Raw genomic sequence first — 19744 nt, 5'->3', positions numbered from 1 at the left:
TCGCTATTCCATGCCGTGAGATTGCTGCAAGCGCTCGTCGGCGACCAGCGCCTCGGCCACGAAGGCCATGAAGGCACGGATGCGCGCCACCCGGCGCAGGTCGGGGTGGGTCAGCAGCCCCAGGTCGGTGGCAAGTTCGGGGATCGGCTCGCCGAGTCGCGTAAGGGTCGGTTCGGCATCGGCGAGATAGCAGGGCAGCACGGCACGGCCCAGCCCGTCGCGGGCGGCGGCCAGCATGCCGAACATGGTGTCGACGCGATAGCGGCAGCACTCGTTCGCTCCTTGCTCGGCCATCCAGGCGTCGAGCGCGGCATAGCCCAGATGGCGATCCGGCCCGACCCAGGCATCGGCGGCGCCATCGGAACGGGCGTAAATGGCCTGGGCGATGGTGCCGATTCGCCGCCCCACCAGATGCTCGGGTGGCGTGGGCGAGGGCCGCACCGCCACGTCGGCGTCGCGCTGGGAGAGGTTGAACAGCTGGTTGGAGACCGCCACCTCGAGCACGATCTCGGGATGCGTGCGCTGGAAGTCGGCAAAGATCGGCGACAGCAGCCCCATCAGCAGCGTGTCGGTGGTGGTCACGCGGATGGCGCCGGAGAGGCGCAGGTCACGCCCCGCCACGCGCCGCTCGGCGCCATGCACCTCGGCCGCCACCCGGGAAGCAGTGGCGGCCAGGTCCTCCCCCGCCGGGGTCGGCACGTAGCCCGTGCGCGAGCGCTCGAACAGCGCCACGCCCAGGCGCCGCTCGATGGCGTTCAGGCGGCGGAACACCGTGGCATGGCTGGCCCCCAGCCGCCGGCCGGCGCCGGAGAGCGAACCCGCCTCGGCGATAGCCTGCACGATACGCAGGTCGTCCCAGTGCAGCGACTGCTCATTCACGATGCGCCCCCATCAGCACGGCCTGGCAGTTTCCCGTCTCAGAATTCGGTGACCACGGTCACGCCAACACCCTGGAACTCGTCCATGCTCGTCAGCGCCTTGATCGACTGTTCCAGGTCGATCTGTTGGCCAACCAGCTTCTCGGGCGAGAGCTTCCCGGTCCGGATCATGTCGAGCATGGCGCCGTAGCGATAGGCCTGCATGCCGTGGCTGCCCAGAATCTCGAGCTCGCTGGCGATCACCTTGCTCATCGGAATGACCGGCGTGCTGTGATCGGCCAGCATGAGCCCGACCTGAACGTGCTTGCCGCGCTTGCGCAAATTGCTGATCGAGTTGAAACAGGTAGTGGGATGCCCCAGCGCATCCAGCGACACGTGGGCACCGCCCCGCGTCACCTCGATGACGGCCTCGGCAACGTCCGCCACCTCGGTCGCGTTCACGGTGGCCACCGCGCCCAGCTCGCGGGCCAACTGGAGCTTCTCGGCAGAGATATCGACGGCCACCACGTTGGCGCCCACGGCGTTGGCGATCATGATCGCAGAGAGGCCGACGCCGCCGCAGCCGTGCACCGCCACCCACTGCCCGGCGGATGCCTTGCCCTGGTCGACCACGGCGCGAAACGAGGTCACGAAGCGGCAGCCCAGGCTGGCCGCCGTGGCGAAGTCCAGCGTCTCCGGCAAGGCCACCAGGTTGATGTCGGCATGATGGATACCGACATACTGGGCGAAGGAGCCCCAGTGGGTGAAGCCGGGCTGGAACTGGCTGTCGCAGACCTGGTGATTCCCCGAGTAGCACTCGGGGCAGCTGCCGCAGCCGCCGACGAACGGCACCGTGACGCGATCCCCCACGCGCCATTGCGTCACGTCCTTGCCCACCGCCTCGACGATGCCCGCCAGCTCGTGCCCCGGCACGTGAGGCAGCCGGATGTCGGGGTCGTGGCCCATCCAGCCGTGCCAGTCGCTGCGACACACGCCCGTCGCCATCACCTTGACCACCACGCCGTGCGCTTCCGGCGTCGGGTCGGGAACGTGCTGGATTTGCAGTGGAGCGGAAAAGGCTTCGTAGACCACGGCTTTCATGCAAGGTCCTCTCTGGCAGGCATGTTCAGATATGCAAAGTCGATTGTCAGTCTTTGGGAATGTCGGTTAGTCAACGTACAGCATAGCCTGAAGCGAAGCACTCAACGCTTCCGGAGGTTCCGATGCATGCCCTGATCGTGTTCTGCCACCCCGAACCGCGCTCGTTCAATGGCGCCCTGAAGGAGGTTGCCGTCGAGACCCTGCAGCGGCAAGGCTACCGTGTCGAGGTCTCGGATCTCTACGCCGAAGGCTTCGATCCGCTGGAGCGGCCTGGCCACTACGGCGAACGGGCCGAGCCCGAGACATTCTTCCCCCTCACCGAACAGCGCCACGCCTACGAGGGTGGCTTTTTGCCCGCCGACGTGAAGCGTGAGATCGAACGCCTGGAGCGCGCCGACCTGGTGATCCTGCAGTTCCCGCTGTGGTGGCACGCCCAGCCGGCCATGCTCAAGGGCTGGTTCGATCGGGTATTCGTCTACGGTGGGCTCTACAGCGGCCGCATGCGCTACGACCGCGGCCGTTTCCCCGACAAGCGGGTGATGCTCTCGGTGACCACCGGCGCCCCGGCGCCGACTTTCAGCCGGCATGGCCGCAGCGGCCATATCGTGGCGCTGCTGTGGCCGATCCACTATTCGCTCTACTACCTCGGGGTGCGGGTGCTGCCGCCCAAGGTCACCTACGGGGTGCAGGGCGGCGGGCTCAGCTACCAGGACGAGGCGGCGTTCCGTGAGCGCCTGGAAGCGGAGAAGGCCGCCTGGGCACGGCGGCTGGAAGGGCTCGACGGCGAGGCGCCGATCCCCTTCGCCGGCTGGGACGACTGGGACGAGCAGGGCGTGCTGAAAGCGGGACATCCCGAGACCTGGCGACTGTGAATGCCTGGGTGAGCGTCACGCGCGGGGCAGGATGACGCTCACCTCGGTGCCCTTCCCCGGCGCGCTGGCGATCTTCCACGCCACCCCTTGCCGTTCGCAGATCTCGCGCACGATCGACAGCCCCAGCCCCGAGCCATCGCCCCTGTCGAGGCTGGCCCGGGTGCGGTAGAAGCGCTGGGTCACCAGCGGCAACTCCTCCTCGGGGATACCGACGCCGTTGTCGATCACCGCCAACCGCACCCCCTCCGGCAACGCTTCGGCGTCGAGACGCACCCAGCCCCCGGCGGGGGTGGCGCGCAGGGCATTGTCGATCAGATTGGACAACAGCCGGTCGGTCAGCCCCAGATCGGCCTCGACCCGAGGCAGCGAGGGCTCGCAGGCTACCGTCAGCGAGATGCCGGCCGTGCGGGCCTGATGCTGGAACTTGCCGACGATGTCGTGGGCCAGCTCGGCCAGCGTGAACGGCTCGCACTGCAGTGGCCGGTCGTCGGCGTCCAGCCGCGCCAGGGTCGAGAGCTGATGCGCGAGACGGGTCAAGCGGTCGGCATTGTCGAGAATTGCCGTCAGCATGCGCCGGCGGCCCTCGTCGGCGGTCTCCGCGGCCAGCAGCTGTTCGGTATAGCCGCGCAGCGAAGTCAGCGGCGTGCGGAAGTCGTGCGAGAGGTTGGCAACCAGCTCGCGGCGCTGGCGATCGGTCTCGCGCATGGCCTGGAGCTGTGCCTCGATGGTCCCGGCCATGTCGTTGAAGGCCCTGGCCAGGCGGCCCAGCTCGTCGTCGCGGGGCGTGGCGATGCGCTGCCCGTAGTCGCCGTTGGCGAATCGCTGCACCGCCGTGGTCAGGCGCGAGAAGCGTCGGGTCAGCAGCGCGAACCACACCAGGCCGAAGACCCCGGACACCAGGAGCGCCATCAGCCCGGCCGCGACCAGGGTGCGAGTGATGGAGCTGGTGCGCAGCATGGAGAACATCGATGCCTGGCCGGCATTGGCGAGATCGACGTAAAGAAAGCCCTGGCGGCGCGCTTCACCATGCTGGATGGGCGCGACGGAGAAGATGCCCGGTTCGCTACCGCAGGGCGCCGTCGCCAGCACGGGCAGCATCGGCTCTTCACTCAGCAGGGTTTCCAGCGCCCCAATCTCGATCCGCCGCCCCAGCCCGCAGGCCGGCTCGGCGTAGTCGGCGATCACCCTGCCCTGCTCGTCGAGCACATACAGCGACAAGGAGGGGTTGATCGACAGAATATGGCGGGCCATGTCGCGCGCGGCGTCGCTCCCGGCACCTTGCCACAAGGCCGGCTGCATGACCTGGGCGAGATTCTTGGCGAGATCGATCTCCATCCGCTGCTGCAGTTCCCGGGTGAGCTGGTTGAACTGGCTGATGGCGATCCAGGCGGTGGCCACCGACAGCAGCAACAGGCTGCTCAGGTAGACCAGCGCGATGCGCGCATAGAGGCTACGACCCAGCCGCCCGCAGCGGCGCAGCAGCCCCCTCATGGGCGCTCGGCGCCCGGCGCGGACGACGGCGAGCCCTGGCCCTCCGGTGTCTCGGCGAAGCGATAGCCCACCCCCCAGACGGTCTGGATGAAGCGCGGCCTGGCCGGGTCGACCTCGATCTTGTTGCGCAGACGATTGATATGGGTGTTCACGGTGTGGTCGTAGCCATCGAATTCCTCGCCCCAGACATGGTCGAGCAGCTCGCCGCGGCTGAAGCTGCGCCCGGGATGGCGCGCGAAGAGCGAAAGCAGCGCGAACTCCTTGCCGGTGAGCTGGAGCGGCTTGCCATCGAGCTGGACCCGGTGCCGGTCGGCATCGATGACCAGCGGGCCGCAGACCAGCGGCGGCGTGCTGGCGAGGCCGTCGTCGCTGGGCGCCTGGCGCTGGCCGCGGCGCAGCAGGGCCTGGATCCGGGCCATCAGGATCGGCATGGCGAAGGGCTTGGTGACGTAATCGTCGGCACCGATCTCCAGCCCCACCACCACGTCGCGGATCGCCGCCTTGGCGGTCACCATCAGCACCGGCGTCAGGCTGTCGCGACGACGTAGCTGGCGGCACACTTCCAGGCCATCCACGCCGGGCAGCATCAGGTCCAGGGTCACCAGGTCATAGCGTACTCCCGCCGCCTCGGCACCAAGCAGGGCCAGCGCCGCCTCGCCGTCGCGAACCCAGTCACAGGCATACCCCGCCGCCGCCAGCGATTCGGTGAGCAGCCTGCCGATCTCGGCATTGTCCTCGACACAGAGGATTCGATAGCTCATCGCCAGACTCCCGCCCGTTGCCTGCGCCCACTCTAGAACGGCACTGGCCCTGCTACATCACGAAATCATCACGGAAAAAGATACCACGGCGTGATGGTTCCGTGATGAACCCATGGCAGTGCCTGACTAGTGTGACCCTTGCCGCTCCGGCATATCACCGACGGCCAATCCGAACAACCAATCCGAACAAGAGGTGCAAGCCGATGAACCCGTTGAACCGTCCCAAGACCGCGCTGTTTGCCACCCTGCTCGCCACGGCGCTGCTGCTGCCGACCGTCGCCCTGGCCGACGAGCCCATGGAAAGCGACAGCATGGAGCATGAGGCCATGACCGGCGATGACATGGGCAGCGATGCCATGGACAGCGATGCCATGGAAGAGAAAGGCGCAATGATGGAAGAAGACGCCATGGAAGAGAAAGGCGCAATGATGGAGGAAGACGACGACATGATGTCGGACGACGACGCCATGTGAAGCTCGACTCGCGGTATCGGCCGGTGCTCGTCCATTCCTTCCCTCCACCGGCCGATTTTTCTCGATCTTCGCTCGCAGGAGGGTGCCGCGATGCGTGTCTTCGACTCATTCACCGGTACGAACAGGGGCCAGGCTGCCACGGTCATCCAGCGACATGGCGCCTTCACACGGCTGTGGCATTGGGTCAATGCCGCCTGTCTGTTGGTGTTGTTGATGAGTGGCCTGCAGATCTTCAACGCCCATCCCGCCCTGTATTGGGGCAAGGATTCCAGTTTCGCCAACCCGGCACTGTCGATTCACGCCGCGACGGGTAACGACGGCGAGTGGCGCGGCATCACCCAGGTCGGCCCCTACCGTTTCGATACGACCGGGGTGCTGGGCGTTTCCGGCCCGGATGAGGCCCGAGAACGACGCGCTTTCCCGGCCTGGGCCACCCTGCCCGGCCCGCGCTGGCTGTCTGCGGGTCGTGGGTGGCATTTTCTCGCCGCCTGGGTCTTCGTTCCCATGCTGCTCGCCTACCTGGCGTATCTGGTCCTCAGCGGTCAGCTAAGGCGACGTTTGCTGCCGCGTCGGCAGGAATGGCGAACCCTCGGCCAGTCCTTCTACGACCACCTGCGGCTGCGCTTTCCGCGCGGCGAGGAAGCGCGCCATTACAACTTGCTGCAGAAGCTCGCCTACCTGCTGGTGCTGTTCGTCGTCATGCCATTGGTCGTGCTGACCGGGCTGACCATGTCACCGACCATGGATGCCGCCTGGCCCTGGCTGCTGGATGTCTTCGGCGGCCGCCAGAGCGCTCGAACGATCCACTTCCTGTGCGCCCTGGCCCTGGTGATTTTTTTCCTGATCCACATCGTGCTGGTGCTGGTCTCCGGCGTCGCCAACAACTTGCGCTCGATGATCACCGGGCGCTATCGCCTGCCCGCGAGCGAGGAGGTGCTTTCCGATGAACAGCAAAAATAGACCCACCGATCCTCGCCGTCGACGCTTTCTGACCCGCTCGCTGCTGGCCGCATCCGCCGTCCTGCTGACGGGCTGCGACCGGCTGACGCGCAGCGACACCATGGGCCGGCTGTTCGATGCCAGCAGTGCCCTGACCCAGAAAGCCCAGCGCCTGCTGGCCTCGCGCGAATCCCTCGCCCGTGAATACTCGCCCGAGGACATCGCGCCGACCTTTCGCGCCAACGGCACGACCGACCCGCAGGACGCAACCTACCGACGCCTGGCGGCCGACGGCTTCCGCGACTGGCGCCTGACGGTCGACGGGCTGGTCGAGCGTCCGCAACGCTTTTCGCTCGATGAGCTGAGGAGCATGCCCTCGCGTACCCAGATCACCCGCCACGACTGCGTCGAGGGCTGGAGCTGCATCGGCCAATGGACCGGCGTGGTCCTCAGTGACCTGCTGGCCCAGGTCGGGGTGCGTGACGAGGCGCGCTTCGTGGTCTTCCACTGTGCCGACCGCTACCGCGGCGGGGATGCGTACTACGAAAGCCTGGACATGATCGAGGCCTATCACCCTCAGACGCTGATGGCCTACGGCCTGAACGGTGGCAATCTGCCCGTTGCCAACGGCGCCCCAATAAGACTGCGAGCCGAGCGCCAGCTCGGCTACAAGATGGCCAAGTACGTGATGCGCATCGAACTGGTGGAGAGTTTCGCCCACCTCGGCCGCGGCCGGGGCGGCTATTGGGAGGACCGCGGCTACGAGTGGTGGGCGGGGATATAGGCTAGCCGAGTACTACCGCGACAGGCGCTCCAGCAGCGGCTGGATCGAGACGTCACGCGGTTCGCCGTCGAAGTCATCCTGAATCAGCTCTGTCGCGCGCCGTTCGAGATAGCGCCCCGAACCCTCGACCGCGGCGATACGCTCGATGTCGGCCAGCGACTCGATCAGCTGCGGCGTCAGGCGGTCGAGCACCGGGCGCACCTCCTCGGCGAGGTCGGGCGGGTCGGCGAAGGGGGAACGCCCCTCCTGCAGCCATTGATGGTGCAGGCGGCGCTGGATCTGCTTGCTGGCTTCGAACTGCTTCTCGAAGAAGCGCCGGGCGAAGTCCTCCTCGACGCCGGCGGCTTCGGCATCCTCCGCCACCTGGTCGAGGATCTGCGCCTCGCGCTCGGGCGCCTCGATGGGCGCACCGCTGTTCCACTTGGACTGGGCCACCAGCGGCGACACGTCGAGCCGCTCGTCGATCAGCCCCAGCATGCGGTCGATGGCCGCCTTGTCCTCGTCGGGTGGCTCCGGTGGCTGCATCTGGCAGCCTGCCAGCAGCAGGGTCAAGGCAACGACAAGCCAGCGGCCGGGATGGATGGGCAACGTCTTACGCAACGACATGGCGATCCTCGCTCGGTTATTGGAGATGCTTCGAAAGGGTACTCCAATTCGGCTCAACGCTCCCGCTGGGATTCCCGCCACTCTTCGGCGGCCTCCTCGACGCCGGGTTCGTCACCGCGGTTGCGCGCCCCCTGGCGATAGGCCTCCTCCTCGCGCACATCGTCGATCACGCTCATCAGCTCCTCCACGTCCACGGTGCTGGTGTCATGCTCGAAGCAGCCGGTCAGCCGGCTCTCGGGATGCAGCTCGCCGGATTCATAGAGCGCCCAGATCTCCTTGCCGTAGTCGGTGCCGAGCAGCTCCGGGGCGAAGCGGCCGAAGTAGCGGCGCATGTTGTCCACGTCGCGCTCGAACATCCACTCGGCGCTGTTGTTGCCGGCGGCGTCCACCGCCTGGGGCAGGTCGATGATCACCGGGCCGTCGGCGGCCAGCAGCACGTTGAACTCGGAGAGATCGCCGTGCACCAGGCCGGCGCACAGCATCTTGACCACGTCGCGCAGGATCTTGGCGTAGTACTCGCGGGCCTGCTCGGGGCTCAGGATCACGTCGTCCAGGCGCGGGGCGGTCAGGCCCTCGGCATCGCTGATCATCTCCATCAGCAGCACGCCGTCGATGAAGCCATAGGGCTGCGGCACCCGCACGTCCGCCGCCGCCAGCCGGTAGAGGGCGTCGACCTCGGCATTGAGCCAGGCCTGCTCCTGCTCCTTCTGGCCGTAGCGGGTCTTCTTGGCCATGGCCCGCGAGCGGCGGCTGTTGCGTTCGCGACGCCCCTCCTGGTACTGCACCGCCTGCTTGAAGCTGCGCTGCTTGGCCTCCTTGAAGACCTTGGCGCAGCGGCGCTCGCCGTGGGAAATCACCACGAAGACCTGGGCTTCCTTGCCGCTCATCAGCTGGCTCTCGACTGCGTCGATCAAGCCGTCGTCGATCAGCGGCTGCAATCGCTTGGGTACCTTCACCTATCCTCCTTCTGTTCTCAGCGGCTGACGCGCCGGGCGCGGAACGAGCGCCCCTTGAGCTTGCCCGTGCCGAGCTGGGCGAGCGCCGCCTTGGCGACCTCGCGCTGCACGGCGACGTAGGCGCTGCGCTCCAGCACCTTGATCTTGCCCACCTGAGCCCCCTCGATGCCACCCTCGCCGGTCAGTGCGCCGAGAATATCGCCGGGGCGCACCTTCTGCTTCTTGCCGCCGTCGAGCTGCAGCGTCGCCATCTCCGGCAGGAAGGGGTCCCGCGCCAGCACGTTGCGCGGCGGCAGCGGCGCCTCCTCGAGGGGTTCGCCGAGGAATTCGTTGAGCCGCTCGAGGCGATAGGCCTCGCTCTCGCTGACCAGGGTGCAGGCGATGCCGGAGCCGCCGGCACGGCCGGTACGCCCGACGCGATGTACGTGGACCTCGAGGTCGCGGGCGATCTGGTAGTTGAATACCGCATCCAGCGCGGCGATATCCAGCCCGCGTGCCGCCACGTCGGTGGCCACCAGGATAGAGATACTACGGTTGGCGAACAGTACCAGGATGCGGTCGCGATCGCGCTGCTCCAGGTCGCCGTGCAGCGCCAGGGCGCTGAAGCCCGCCTCGCACAGGGCATCGGCCACCTCCTGCGTCTCGCGCCGGGTGTTGCAGAACACCACGCTGGAGCGCGGCCGGTGTTGCAGCAGCAGCCCGCGCAGGGCTTCGAAGCGCTGCGCCTCGTCGGCCACCCGGTAGACGCGCTGGCGGATGGTGCTTTCGTCATGGCTTGCGGCCACCGCCACCTCGGCCGGATCACGCAGCAGCCCCTCGGCGATGCGTCGGATCTCGTCGCTGAAGGTGGCGCTGAACAGCAGGGTCTGGCGGCTGGCCGGCGTCGCACCGACGATCGCCTCCAGGCTGGGCTGAAAGCCCATGTCGAGCATACGGTCGGCCTCGTCCAGTACCAGCGTGTCGAGCGAAGCGAGATCGAGTGCGCCCTTGCGCAGGTGCTCCTCCACCCTGCCGGGGGTGCCCACCACCACATGCGCACCATGCGCCAGCGAGGCCAGCTGAGGGCCGAAGGGCGCCCCCCCGCACAGGGTCAGCACCTTGACGTTGGGCAGCGTGCGCGCCAGCCGCCGGATCTCGCCGGCCACCTGGTCGGCCAGCTCGCGCGTGGGGCAGAGCACCAGCGCCTGAACCTGGAAGCGCGAGATATCGAGGCGCGAAAGCAGCCCCAGGCCGAACGCCGCGGTCTTGCCCGAGCCGGTCCTGGCCTGGGCGATCACGTCGCGGCCCGCCAGCAGCGGCGGCAGGCTTTCGGCCTGAATCGGCGTCATGGCGTGGTAGCCGAGCGAATCGAGATTGGCCAGCAGTTCTGGTGCCAGCGGCAACGAGGCAAAGGCCCCGTCGTTGGGAGAGTCGGACACGGAAATGGACCTGCGAGACTGAGCGATTGCCGAAGCGGCAAGCAAGCGAGGGTGAATGCGAAGGCACGAGCCGAGGCCGGGCTTCGTCTGCTGGGGAAAGGCAGGCAGCATAGCAGAAAAAGGCGGACGGCATCGTGCTATCGACAGCGCCGAGTCAGCGAGTGCTTACTGGGGCCGTACCGCGGAACGTGCTACATAGAACGTGAAACGCGGAACATGGAACAGGTTGAGCCGGCACGACGCATGGCGCCATGCCGGCTCATCTTCGAAGGGCAAACCAGGGGCTCGCCCTCCTCAGGTGGAGGTCAGTGCAGGTTCCTCACTCGCCTGGCGCGGCTCGTCCATGCGCTCGTCCCAGCCGCCGGCCAGCGCCCGGTAGAGCCCCACCAGGGCGCTGGAAGCGCGCACGTTGGCTCGCGCCAGGCCATCCTCGGCCTCGAGTCGCGAACGCTCGCTGTCGATCACCTCGAGGAAGTCGATCACGCCGACCTCGAAGCGTACCCGCGCCTGTCGGGCCGCCTCGGTGCTGGCTTCGGCGGCAGCCGCCAGATGCTCGCGTTCACGCAGCGACTGGGCGTAGCGGGCAAGTGCCGTCTCGGCCTCCTCCAGCGCCAGCAGCACGGCCTGCTCGTAGCGTGCCAGGTTGGCCTCGGCGTCGGCATCGGCCGCCGCCATGCGCGCGCGCACCCGCCCGCTGTCGAGGAACGACCAGTCCACCCCCAGCGCCACCAGCCGGGTCTCGCTGTCGCGGCCGAACAGGTCGCCGGTGCTGGCGGCCTGGGTACCGAGCAGGCCGCTCAGGGTGAAGCGCGGGTAGAGGTCGGCGGTGGCCACGCCGATGCTGGCGGTGGCGGCGTGCAGGCGACGCTCGGCGGCGGCGATGTCCGGGCGTCGACGCAGCAGCTCGCCGGGCAGCCCGGCCGCCACTTGGTCCGGCAATGCCGGTAGCGGCGCCGGAGCCTCCAGCCGGGCGACCAGCGCGGCGGGTTCGCGGCCGGTCAGCACCGCCAGGCGATGGGTGATGGCGGCGATCTCGGCCTCGAGCGCCGGGATGCGCGACAGCGTGCTCTCGAGCTGCGCCCGGGCGCGCACGCTGTCGAACTCGGTGCCGCGCCCGGCCTCCAGCCGTGCATCCACCAATTCCAGCGACTCACGCTGGTAATCGGCATTGGCCTCGGCCACGCGCAGCTGCTCCTGCAGGCCGCGCAGGCGCATGTACTGGTCGACCAGCTCGCCGACCACCACCACCTGCATGGCGCGCACATCGGCGGCCGATGCTTCCGCTTCGGCCTGCTGGGCTTCCACGGCACGCCGCACGCGGCCGAAGAAGTCGAGCTCCCACAGCGCGGCGACGCCGGCATCATAGCTCTCGAAGTCACGCTGGGAGCGCGTCGCCTCGGGCATCTGGTCGGCGCTGGCGCGCTGATGGGCGGCGCCCGCCTCGGCGGTGACGCTGGGCGCCAGGTCGCGGCGCGACTGGCGCAGCAGCGCCAGGCTGCGGTCGTGGCGCGCCAGGGCGATGCGCAGGTCGTGGTTGGCGTCGAAGACCTCTTCGACCAGCTCGCTCAGCAGCGCATCGTCGAAGCCGCGCCAGAAGTCCCGCTCGACGGCTTCCGTCGTCACCAGTTCCGGCTCGGCGCGCACCAGGGCGGCGGGCTCGGGCAGCGTCGGCGCGCGGTAGTCGGGCCCCACCGCGCAGGCGGCCAACGCCAGCACGAGAGGCAACGGCAGCAGGTGTCGCATGGTTCTCTTGCGCTTGGCCAGATCAGGCATGATAGGCGCCCTCCACAGGCTGTGCGTCGCGAGGTTCGACCTGACCGCGCGTGACCAGCTTGCGCAGGGCGACGTAGAACACCGGGGTCAGGAACAGGCCGAACAGGGTCACGCCGAGCATGCCGGCGAACACTGCCGTGCCCAGCGCCTGGCGTACCTCGGCGCCGGCACCGCCGGCCAGCATCAGCGGCACCACCGCGGCGGTGAAGGTGATCGAGGTCATGATGATCGGACGCAGGCGCAAGCGGCACGCCTCCAGCGCCGCCTCGACGATGCCGCGACCCTGCAGCTCCAGCTCGCGGGCGAACTCGACGATCAGGATGGCGTTCTTGCATGCCAGGCCGATCAGCACCACCAGGCCCACCTGCACGAAGATGTTGTTGTCACCGCCGGTAAGCTTCACGCCGATCAATGCCGAGAGCATGCACATCGGCACGATCAGGATCACCGCCAGCGGCAGCGTCCAGCTCTCGTAGAGCGCGGCGAGCGCCAGGAACACCAGCAGGATGGCAAGCGGGAACACCACCAGCGCCGCCCCGCCCTGGTTGACCTGCTGGTAGCTCAGGTCGGTCCACTCGAAGCTCATGCCGGCGGGCAGCACTGCCGGGGCGAGCTGCTCCACCACTTCGATGGCCTGGCTCGACGACAGGATCCGCGGGTCGGCCTCGCCCATCAGGTCGGCCGCCGGGTAGCCGTTGTAGCGGATCACCGGATCGGGGCCGAAGGTTCGGTCGATGCGGATCATGCTGCCGATCGGCACCATCTCGCCGTAGGCGTTGCGAGTGCGCAGGCGATCGATGTTCTCCACGTCCATGCGGTAGTCGCCGTCGGCCTGGGCCATCACCTGCCAGGTACGGCCGAAGCGATTGAAGTCGTTGACGTAGACCGAGCCGAGATAGACCTGCAGGGTCTCGAACAGGTCGGTCAGCGCCACGCCCTGGGTCTTGGCCTTGACCCGGTCGACGTGCAGGTCGAGCTGGGGCACGTTGGACTGGTAGGAGGTGATCGGGTAGCCCATGCCCGGCGCCTGCATCAGCGCCCCGCTGAAGCCATCGACGGCCTGCTGCAGTTCGCCGTAGCCGAGCCCGGCACGGTCCTGCACGAACAGCGAGAAGCCCGACCCCGAACCGATGCCGAGGATCGCCGGCGGGGTGAAGGCGAAGCTGAATGCCTCCTGCATGGCGCCGAACTTGCCGTTGAGCTCACCGACGATCTCCTCGGCGCTGCGCGAACGCGACTCGAACGGGTCGAGGCCGAAGAACACCGTGCCGGTGTTCGGCGTGTTGGTGAACTGCAGCGGGTTGAGCCCGGGGAAGGCCACCGCCGAACTCACGCCTTCGGTCTCCAACGCCAGGTCGGTCATTTGCCGGATCACCGCCTCGGTACGGTCGAGCGAGGCCCCCTCGGGCAGCTTGGCGCCGCCGATCAGGTACATCTTGTCCTGGGTGGGAATGAAGCCTCCCGGCACCAGTTGGAACATCACCCCGGTGCCCGCCAGCAGCAGCGCGTAGACGGCGAACACCGCGCCGCGCCGGCGCAGGCTGCGCCCTACGCCGCGCTGATACCCCCGCGAGCTGGCATTGAAGAAGCGGTTGAACGGGCGGAACAGCCAGCCGAAGAGAAAGTCGATCAGCCGCGACAGGCGGTCCTTCGGCACGTCGTGGGGCTTGAGCAGCATCGCCGCCAGCGCCGGCGACAGCGTCAGCGAGTTGATCGCCGAGATCACCGTGGAGATGGCAATGGTCACCGCGAACTGGCGGTAGAACTGCCCGGTGACGCCTTCGAGGAAGGCCATCGGCACGAACACCGCGCACAAGACCACCGAGATGGCGATGATCGGCCCGCTCACCTCGCGCATGGCCTGGTGGGCCGCCGCCAGCGGCGCGAGCCCCTCCTCGATGTTGCGCTCGACGTTCTCCACCACCACGATGGCGTCGTCGACCACGATGCCGATCGCCAGCACCAGGCCGAACAGCGTCAGGGTATTGATCGAGAAGCCGAGCAGGTAAAGCACGGCGAAGGTCCCCACGATCGACACCGGCACCGCCAGCAGCGGGATCACCGAGGCGCGCCAGGTCTGCAGGAAAAGTGTGACCACCAGCACCACCAGCAGTACCGCCTCGAGCAGGGTCTTGATCACCGACTTGATCGAGTCGCGCACGAACACCGTGGGGTCGTAGACGATGGTGTGCTCAACGCCTTCGGGAAAGCGCTCGGCCAGCTCGCCCATCTTGTCGCGTACCGCATCGGAGAGCGCAATGGCGTTGGACCCGGGCGCCTGGAAGATGCCGATGGCCACCGCCTGCTGGTTGTCGAGCAGCGAACGCAGCGAGTACTCGGCGGCGCCAAGCTCGATGCGCGCCACGTCCGAGAGGTAGGTGATCTGCCCGTCGGCTCCGGCCTTGACCACGATATCGCCGAACTCCTCCTCGGTGGTCAGGCGCCCCTGGGCGTTGATCGAGACGAGGAAATCCGACGCGGTCGGGGTCGGCGGCGCGCCGAGCTGTCCCGCCGAGACCTGCACGTTCTGCTCACGAATCGCCGCGATGATGTCACCCGCGGTGAGCCCGCGCGCGGCGGCCCGGTCGGGATCGATCCACACCCGCATGGCGTAATCGCCGGCACCGAACAGCATCGCCTGCCCCACCCCGGGCAGCCGCGCCAGCTCGTCGCGCACGTGCAGCGCCGCGTAGTTGCGCAGGTAGGTGCTGTCGTAGCGCCCGTCGGGCGAGATCAACTGCGGCACCATGGTCAGGTCGGGCGACTGCTTGTCGGTGGTCACGCCCTGGCGGCGCACCGCCTCGGGCAGCCGCGCCTGAGCCTGGGCGACGCGGTTCTGCACCTGCACCTGGGCCTCGTCGGGGTCGGTACCGGGGCGGAAGGTCAGCGTCATCGCCAGCACCCCGTCGGAGCCGGCCACCGACTTCATGTACATCAGGTCCTCGACCCCGGTGATCGCCTCCTCCAGCGGTGTCGCCACCGTCTCGGCGATCTCCTTGGGGTTGGCGCCGGGATAGACCGCGCGCACCTGCACGGTGGGCGGCACCACGTCGGGATACTCGCTGACCGGCAGCAGCGGGATGGTGATGGCACCGGCGATGAAGATCAGGATCGACAGCACCGCGGCGAAGATCGGCCGGTCGACGAAGAACTTGGCGAAATCCATGACAAGACTCCCTCCCGGCGCGGACAGCCACGTCCGCGCCGAAGATCGTTCAGGGTTTATAGCGCTTGTTCTGTTACATCGGGCAATGGAGTCTGACGGTCAGTGCGTGGCGGCCAGCTCGTTGCCTCCCTCGGCCTGGCCGCGCATGTCGACGCTCTCCGCCGCCACCGGCATCCCCGGGAAGAAGATCCGCTGGGCGCCATTCACGACCACGTGGTCGCCGGGTTCGAGACCGGCGGCGACGACACGCAGTCCGTCGGCCATGCGCCCCAGCTGCACGTCGCGGCGCATGGCGCGCCCCTCCTCGTCGACCACGTAGACGTACTTGCGGTCCTGGTCGGTGAGCACCGCCTTGTCGTCGATCAGCAGGGTGTCCTCGGCGCTGCCCGCCAGCAGCTGCACGCGGGCGTACATGCCCGGTGCGAAGCGGCCTTCGCTGTTGTCGAGCACGGCGCGGGTGAGAATGGTGCCGGCCTCGGCATCGAGGCGGTTGTCGACGAAATCGACTTCGCCGCGGTAGGGGTAGCCCTCGTCGTTGGCCAGCCCCACGCGCACCGGTATGCCGCCCTCGCGGAAACTGGCCTGGCTGCCGTTACGCGCCATGGCGTCGTAATGCAGGTAGGCCAGCTCGTCGCTGTGGAAGTGCACATGGACCCGGTCCAGGGCAACGATCCGGGTCAGCGGCGAGGCCTCGGAGACCAGGTTGCCCGGGGTGACCAATGCCCTGCCGGCACGCCCCGCGATGGGCGCGCGCACTTCGGTGAACTCCATGTTGAGCCTGGCCGTCTCGGCGATGGCCCGGGCCGCCAGGATGTCGGCCTCGGCGGTGGCCGCCGCGGCGCGCCGCTGGTCCAGCTCCTCGCGCGAGATCGAGCGGCTCTGGGCCAACGCCTCGGCCCGGGCGGCTTCGCTGCGCGCCAGCTCGGCATGCGCCCGGGCCCGCTGCAGTTCGGCCTCGGCGCGCTCCAGCTCGGCGCGGTAGGGGCGCTGATCGATGACGAACAGCACCTCACCCTTCTCGACCTCCTGGCCTTCGGTGTAGTTGACGCTCTCGATGTAGCCCGACACGCGCGGGCGCAGGTCGACCGTCTCCACCGCCTCGATACGGCCGGTGAAGGCGTCCCACAGCTCCACGTCCTCGACCAGCACCTGGGCCACGCTGACCTGGGGCGGCGGCGGCCCCTGCTCCGCAGCCTCCTGGGTATCGGCCTGGCTTTCGCATCCTGCCAGGATGACCAACCCGGCGACCACGGCGGTAGCCATGAGCGCTCGCCGGCCTTCTCGATTCGCGAACATCTTGTGGACGTTCATTGTTTCTTTTCTCCCGATACAAGTAGCAGTTAGCAGTGTCGTTATTCGTTCCGGCCAGCGACGCCCATCCCTTGCCTCATTATTCTTAATATCTGTGTCTTGATTTATTAATGTCGTTTGTCGGCGCGATAAATCGACAACTGCAAACTTTGCCGAAGGCCACCATATAGTGTTACCGGTCACTTGATTAGTCGGGCCAACAGGGAAATACTGTCCCATTGGCGGGACAGTTTCCGTGCGGCCGTTCTCGTCGACTCTCGCCCTGCAGTGTTGCTCTCCCCTGACATTGCATGCACGGCACAGGACAACGACCATGCTGCAAGACCTCAACGATGCCCTGATCTTTGCCAAGGTCGTGGAGCAGGGCAGTTTCATTGCCGCTGCCAAGCAGCTTCGCCTTGGAAAGACCACCGTCAGTCGCAAGGTGCAGGACCTGGAGCGGCGCCTCGGTGCCCGGCTGCTGAACCGCACCACCCGCAGGCTGAGCCTCACCGAAGCCGGTGCCATCTACTTCGACTACTGCAATCGCATCGCCCGCGACCTCGGCGAGGCGGAAAAGGCCGTGCACCACCTCGAGGAGAGCCCCCGCGGCTGGCTCAGGGTCACCGCCCCCTTCACCATGTGCACCGAATTCACCTCGGTCCTGATACGCGATTTCCGCCAGCTGTACCCCCAGGTGCGCATCGAGCTGGTGCTCTCCAACGAGCGCCTGGACCTGGTCGCCAACCAGATCGACGTCGCCCTGCGGGTCGGCGCCCTGCCGGACTCCAGCCTGGTGGCGCGCCCCCTGGCCCGCTTCCGCTCGTTCGTCTATGCCAGCGAGAGCTACCTCGCTCGCCACGGCGAGCCGCGCACGCCATCGGACCTGGCCTCCCATGCGGTGCTGGCCAAGGCCTTGGACCAGCGCGGCCAGCGCTACGTCTGGCAGCTGCGCAACAGCGCGAGCCGGGAAAGCGTCGAGGTGGAAGTCGATCCGGTGGCCATTGCCAACGACCCCTTCGCCCTGCGCGGCATGCTCGAGGATGGCCAGGGCATCATGCTCGCCAACGAGTTCGTCGTCTGCCTCGGTGCGGAAACCGCGCGGCCCCGGCGCATCCTCGAAGGCTGGGAAGGCCCCGAGGTGGAGCTCAACGCGGTGTTCCCGGGCGGCCAGCTCATCTCGCCCAAGGTGCGCACCTTCGTCGACTTCGTGGTCGAGAGCATGCGGATCGAGAGCCTATCGGCACCCGAGCCGTGGCGGCCGCCGGTGTCCACCGGCGCAGCGGCCGAGGCCGTCGACGAAACGGCATGATTCGCCGGGCGCCGCAACTCAGGGCGCCACGTCCAGCGGCTTGTCATGCCGGCGCTCGGCCTCCTCCTCGGTATCCAGTCCCAGGAAACCGCCCGACTGGCGGCGCCACAGCGAGGCGTAGAGGCCGCCCTGCGCCAGCAGCTCGCGGTGAGTGCCGCTCTCGACGATTTCCCCCTCGTCGATGACCACCAGGCGGTCGAGCATGGCGATGGTGGAGAGCCGGTGGGCGATGGCGATCACCGACTTGCCCTCCATCAGGGTGTAGAGCTGCTCCTGGATCGCCGCCTCGACTTCGGAGTCGAGCGCCGAGGTGGCCTCGTCGAGCACCAGGATAGGCGCATCCTTGAGCAGCACCCGGGCGATGGCGATGCGCTGGCGCTGGCCGCCGGAGAGCTTGACCCCGCGCTCACCGACATGGGCGTCCAGGCCACGGCGGCCTTCGAGATCCACCAGCTCGTCGATGAAGGTATCGGCGTGGGCGCGGCGCACCGCCTCCCGGATCTCCTCCTCGCTGGCGTCGGGACTGCCGTAGCGGATGTTGTCGCGCACCGAGCGGTGCAGCAGCGAGGTGTCCTGGGTGACCATGCCGATCTTGCGGCGCAGCGACTCCTGGGTGACACCGGCGATGTCCTGGCCGTCGATCAGGATGCGCCCGCCCTCCAGGTCGTAGAAGCGCAGCAGCAGGTTGGCCAGGGTCGACTTGCCGGCCCCCGAGCGCCCGATCAGCCCGACCTTCTCCCCCGGGGCGATGTCCAGGGTAAGGCCATCGAAGACCCGGTTCGTCTCGCCGTCCGGGCGCGCGTAGCCGAAGCGCAGCGCTTCGAAGCGGATCTCGCCGCGCGGCACCACGAGTTCACCGGCACCGGGCACGTCCTGGACCGCCTGCTCGCGGGCGATGGTATTGATCCCGTCCTGCACCGTACCGATGTTCTCGAACAGCGCCGCCACCTCCCACAGGATCCAGTTGGACATGAAGCGAATGCGCATCACCAGCGCGATGGCCACGGCGATGATGCCCAGCGACACGGCCTCGAGGTACCAGGCGCCGATGGCCACCGCCGCCACCCCGGCCAGCAGCAGCGAGTTGAGCAGCGTCAGGCTCACGGTGAGCCCCGTGGCCAGGCGCATCTGGCGATGTACCGTCACCATGAACTGCTCCATGGCTTCGCGGGCATAGGCCTGCTCGCGACGGGTGTCGGCGAACAGCTTGATGGTCTGGATGTTGCTGTAGCTGTCGACGATGCGCCCGGTCATGACCGCGCGGGCGTCGGCCTGCTGCATGGAGACCCGCCGTAGCCGCGGCACGTAGTGGCGCAGGATCGCCACGTAGCCGGCCAGCCACACCAGCAGCGGCAACATCAGCCAGGGTTCGGCCTGCCCCATCACCAGCATGGCGCCGGCAAAGTAGACCAGTACGTAGACCATCAGGTCGAGCAGTTTGGTAACCGTCTCGCGGATCGCCAGGGCCGTCTGCATTACCTTCTGCGAGACGCGTCCGGCGAACTCGTCCTGGTAGAAGGCCAGGCTCTGGCTGAGCATGTGACGGTGCGCCAGCCAGCGGCCGAGCATCGGGTAGTTGCCGAAGATACCCTGATGCATCACCAGCGACTGCAGCAGGGTCAGCAGCGGCAGACCGATCGCCACCAGTGCCGCCATGCCGGCCAGGCGCCAGCCATATTCGGCGAAGAACCCCTCGCGCTCGGCGTCCGCCAGCCAGTCCACCACCTCGCCCATGTAACTGAAGAACACCACCTCCGCGGCAGAGACCAGCGCCGTCAACAGCGCCAGCGCCGCCAGCAGCGGCAGCAGTGGGCGCGAGAAGTGCAGGATGAACGGGCCGAGCTCCCGCGGCGGTGTCCCGGTCTGCCCCGAGGGGTAGGGATCCACCAGTGTCTCGAAGAAACGGAACATGACAACTCCATCGTCAGGAAAAAGAAACAGGCGG

General features: G+C 67.8%; 16 protein-coding genes. 5 read left to right on the top strand and 11 right to left on the bottom strand.

Annotation, left to right across the window (positions count from 1 at the left end; translation table 11 throughout):
* Positions 1 to 3: 3 nt before the first annotated feature.
* Both HNO51_RS03515 and HNO51_RS03510 read right to left on the bottom strand, forming a co-directional pair.
* The gene (locus HNO51_RS03515) at positions 4 to 879 is read right to left on the bottom strand and encodes a LysR family transcriptional regulator (protein ID WP_209538493.1); all 876 of its coding nucleotides are present in this window, start codon (positions 877 to 879) and stop codon (positions 4 to 6) included.
* A gap of 38 nt (positions 880 to 917) precedes the next feature.
* Positions 918 to 1958 (bottom strand): zinc-dependent alcohol dehydrogenase family protein, encoded by a 1041-nt coding sequence (locus tag HNO51_RS03510; RefSeq protein WP_209538492.1) that lies wholly within the window; start codon positions 1956 to 1958, stop codon positions 918 to 920.
* Positions 1959 to 2080: 122 nt separating this feature from the next.
* Here HNO51_RS03510 and HNO51_RS03505 point away from each other — a divergent pair, with 122 nt between their 5' ends.
* Entirely contained in the window at positions 2081 to 2830 is a 750-nt protein-coding gene (locus HNO51_RS03505; protein WP_209538491.1) for an NAD(P)H-dependent oxidoreductase, read from the top strand.
* 15 nt (positions 2831 to 2845) lie between these two features.
* On the opposite strand, the gene HNO51_RS03500 is transcribed toward HNO51_RS03505, so the two are convergent.
* Complete coding sequence (locus HNO51_RS03500) at positions 2846 to 4321, bottom strand: sensor histidine kinase (RefSeq protein ID WP_209538490.1); 1476 nt, start codon at positions 4319 to 4321, stop codon at positions 2846 to 2848.
* Positions 4318 to 5082 carry a response regulator transcription factor gene (locus HNO51_RS03495; RefSeq protein WP_111413070.1) on the bottom strand — a complete coding sequence of 255 codons (765 nt, stop codon included), beginning with the start codon at positions 5080 to 5082 and terminating at the stop codon, positions 4318 to 4320. The genes HNO51_RS03500 and HNO51_RS03495 overlap by 4 nt, the downstream gene beginning before the upstream one ends.
* A 203-nt stretch (positions 5083 to 5285) precedes the next feature.
* Here HNO51_RS03495 and HNO51_RS03490 point away from each other — a divergent pair, with 203 nt between their 5' ends.
* The 3 genes from HNO51_RS03490 to HNO51_RS03480 all read left to right on the top strand — a co-directional run bounded on the left by HNO51_RS03490 (position 5286) and on the right by HNO51_RS03480 (position 7278).
* Positions 5286 to 5555 (top strand): hypothetical protein, encoded by a 270-nt coding sequence (locus HNO51_RS03490; RefSeq protein WP_209538489.1) that lies wholly within the window; start codon positions 5286 to 5288, stop codon positions 5553 to 5555.
* A 90-nt stretch (positions 5556 to 5645) separates the two neighbouring features.
* Positions 5646 to 6515, top strand: coding sequence for a cytochrome b/b6 domain-containing protein (locus tag HNO51_RS03485; RefSeq protein ID WP_209538488.1), 870 nt, complete (start codon positions 5646 to 5648; stop codon positions 6513 to 6515).
* Complete coding sequence (locus HNO51_RS03480; protein WP_209538487.1) at positions 6499 to 7278, top strand: molybdopterin-binding protein; 780 nt, start codon at positions 6499 to 6501, stop codon at positions 7276 to 7278. Before HNO51_RS03485 ends, HNO51_RS03480 begins: the two co-directional genes overlap by 17 nt.
* 12 nt (positions 7279 to 7290) lie before the next feature.
* Here HNO51_RS03480 and aroQ read toward each other — a convergent pair whose 3' ends face one another.
* The 6 genes from aroQ to HNO51_RS03450 all read right to left on the bottom strand — a co-directional run bounded on the left by aroQ (position 7291) and on the right by HNO51_RS03450 (position 16508).
* On the bottom strand, positions 7291 to 7884 hold the full coding sequence (aroQ, locus tag HNO51_RS03475) for a gamma subclass chorismate mutase AroQ (RefSeq protein ID WP_209538486.1): 594 nt from the start codon (positions 7882 to 7884) through the stop codon (positions 7291 to 7293).
* A gap of 53 nt (positions 7885 to 7937) precedes the next feature.
* A complete protein-coding gene (locus tag HNO51_RS03470) occupies positions 7938 to 8840 on the bottom strand; it encodes a PA4780 family RIO1-like protein kinase (RefSeq protein WP_209538485.1) in 903 nt (300 codons plus the stop codon).
* Positions 8841 to 8857: 17 nt separating this feature from the next.
* Positions 8858 to 10258, bottom strand: a complete 1401-nt coding sequence (gene dbpA / locus HNO51_RS03465) for an ATP-dependent RNA helicase DbpA (protein WP_209538484.1) — start codon at positions 10256 to 10258, stop codon at positions 8858 to 8860.
* Between the two features lie 294 nt (positions 10259 to 10552).
* The gene (locus tag HNO51_RS03460) at positions 10553 to 12031 is read right to left on the bottom strand and encodes an efflux transporter outer membrane subunit (protein ID WP_242597193.1); all 1479 of its coding nucleotides are present in this window, start codon (positions 12029 to 12031) and stop codon (positions 10553 to 10555) included.
* The gene (locus tag HNO51_RS03455; RefSeq protein WP_209538483.1) at positions 12024 to 15197 is read right to left on the bottom strand and encodes an efflux RND transporter permease subunit; all 3174 of its coding nucleotides are present in this window, start codon (positions 15195 to 15197) and stop codon (positions 12024 to 12026) included. Before HNO51_RS03455 ends, HNO51_RS03460 begins: the two co-directional genes overlap by 8 nt.
* Before the next feature lie 99 nt (positions 15198 to 15296).
* Positions 15297 to 16508: an efflux RND transporter periplasmic adaptor subunit gene (locus tag HNO51_RS03450; protein ID WP_209538482.1), complete on the bottom strand. Its 1212-nt coding sequence runs from the start codon at positions 16506 to 16508 to the stop codon at positions 15297 to 15299.
* A gap of 313 nt (positions 16509 to 16821) precedes the next feature.
* On the opposite strand from HNO51_RS03450, the gene HNO51_RS03445 reads away from it, so the two are divergent.
* Positions 16822 to 17799 carry a LysR family transcriptional regulator gene (locus HNO51_RS03445; protein WP_209538481.1) on the top strand — a complete coding sequence of 326 codons (978 nt, stop codon included), beginning with the start codon at positions 16822 to 16824 and terminating at the stop codon, positions 17797 to 17799.
* An 18-nt stretch (positions 17800 to 17817) separates the two neighbouring features.
* Here HNO51_RS03445 and HNO51_RS03440 read toward each other — a convergent pair whose 3' ends face one another.
* Positions 17818 to 19710, bottom strand: coding sequence for an ABC transporter ATP-binding protein (locus tag HNO51_RS03440; protein WP_197449639.1), 1893 nt, complete (start codon positions 19708 to 19710; stop codon positions 17818 to 17820).
* Positions 19711 to 19744 lie beyond the last annotated feature (34 nt).

The sequence above is a fragment of the Billgrantia sulfidoxydans genome, from assembly GCF_017868775.1.
GTDB lineage: Bacteria > Pseudomonadota > Gammaproteobacteria > Pseudomonadales > Halomonadaceae > Halomonas > Halomonas sulfidoxydans.
The sequence above is the reverse complement of the archived record's forward strand: the minus strand, read 5'-3'. Positions and strand labels throughout refer to the sequence as shown.

Excerpts from the sequence above, each read along its gene's own strand:
- HNO51_RS03510 (WP_209538492.1), bottom strand. The coding sequence starts at position 1,958 with ATGAAAGCCGTGGTCTACGAAGCCTTTTCCGCTCCACTGCAAATCCAG.
- HNO51_RS03505 (WP_209538491.1), top strand. The coding sequence starts at position 2,081 with ATGCATGCCCTGATCGTGTTCTGCCACCCCGAACCGCGCTCGTTCAAT.
- HNO51_RS03500 (WP_209538490.1), bottom strand. The coding sequence starts at position 4,321 with ATGAGGGGGCTGCTGCGCCGCTGCGGGCGGCTGGGTCGTAGCCTCTAT.
- HNO51_RS03495 (WP_111413070.1), bottom strand. The coding sequence starts at position 5,082 with ATGAGCTATCGAATCCTCTGTGTCGAGGACAATGCCGAGATCGGCAGG.
- HNO51_RS03490 (WP_209538489.1), top strand. The coding sequence starts at position 5,286 with ATGAACCCGTTGAACCGTCCCAAGACCGCGCTGTTTGCCACCCTGCTC.
- HNO51_RS03485 (WP_209538488.1), top strand. The coding sequence starts at position 5,646 with ATGCGTGTCTTCGACTCATTCACCGGTACGAACAGGGGCCAGGCTGCC.
- HNO51_RS03480 (WP_209538487.1), top strand. The coding sequence starts at position 6,499 with ATGAACAGCAAAAATAGACCCACCGATCCTCGCCGTCGACGCTTTCTG.
- aroQ (WP_209538486.1), bottom strand. The coding sequence starts at position 7,884 with ATGTCGTTGCGTAAGACGTTGCCCATCCATCCCGGCCGCTGGCTTGTC.
- HNO51_RS03460 (WP_242597193.1), bottom strand. The coding sequence starts at position 12,031 with ATGCCTGATCTGGCCAAGCGCAAGAGAACCATGCGACACCTGCTGCCG.
- HNO51_RS03455 (WP_209538483.1), bottom strand. The coding sequence starts at position 15,197 with ATGGATTTCGCCAAGTTCTTCGTCGACCGGCCGATCTTCGCCGCGGTG.
- HNO51_RS03450 (WP_209538482.1), bottom strand. The coding sequence starts at position 16,508 with ATGAACGTCCACAAGATGTTCGCGAATCGAGAAGGCCGGCGAGCGCTC.
- HNO51_RS03445 (WP_209538481.1), top strand. The coding sequence starts at position 16,822 with ATGCTGCAAGACCTCAACGATGCCCTGATCTTTGCCAAGGTCGTGGAG.
- HNO51_RS03440 (WP_197449639.1), bottom strand. The coding sequence starts at position 19,710 with ATGTTCCGTTTCTTCGAGACACTGGTGGATCCCTACCCCTCGGGGCAG.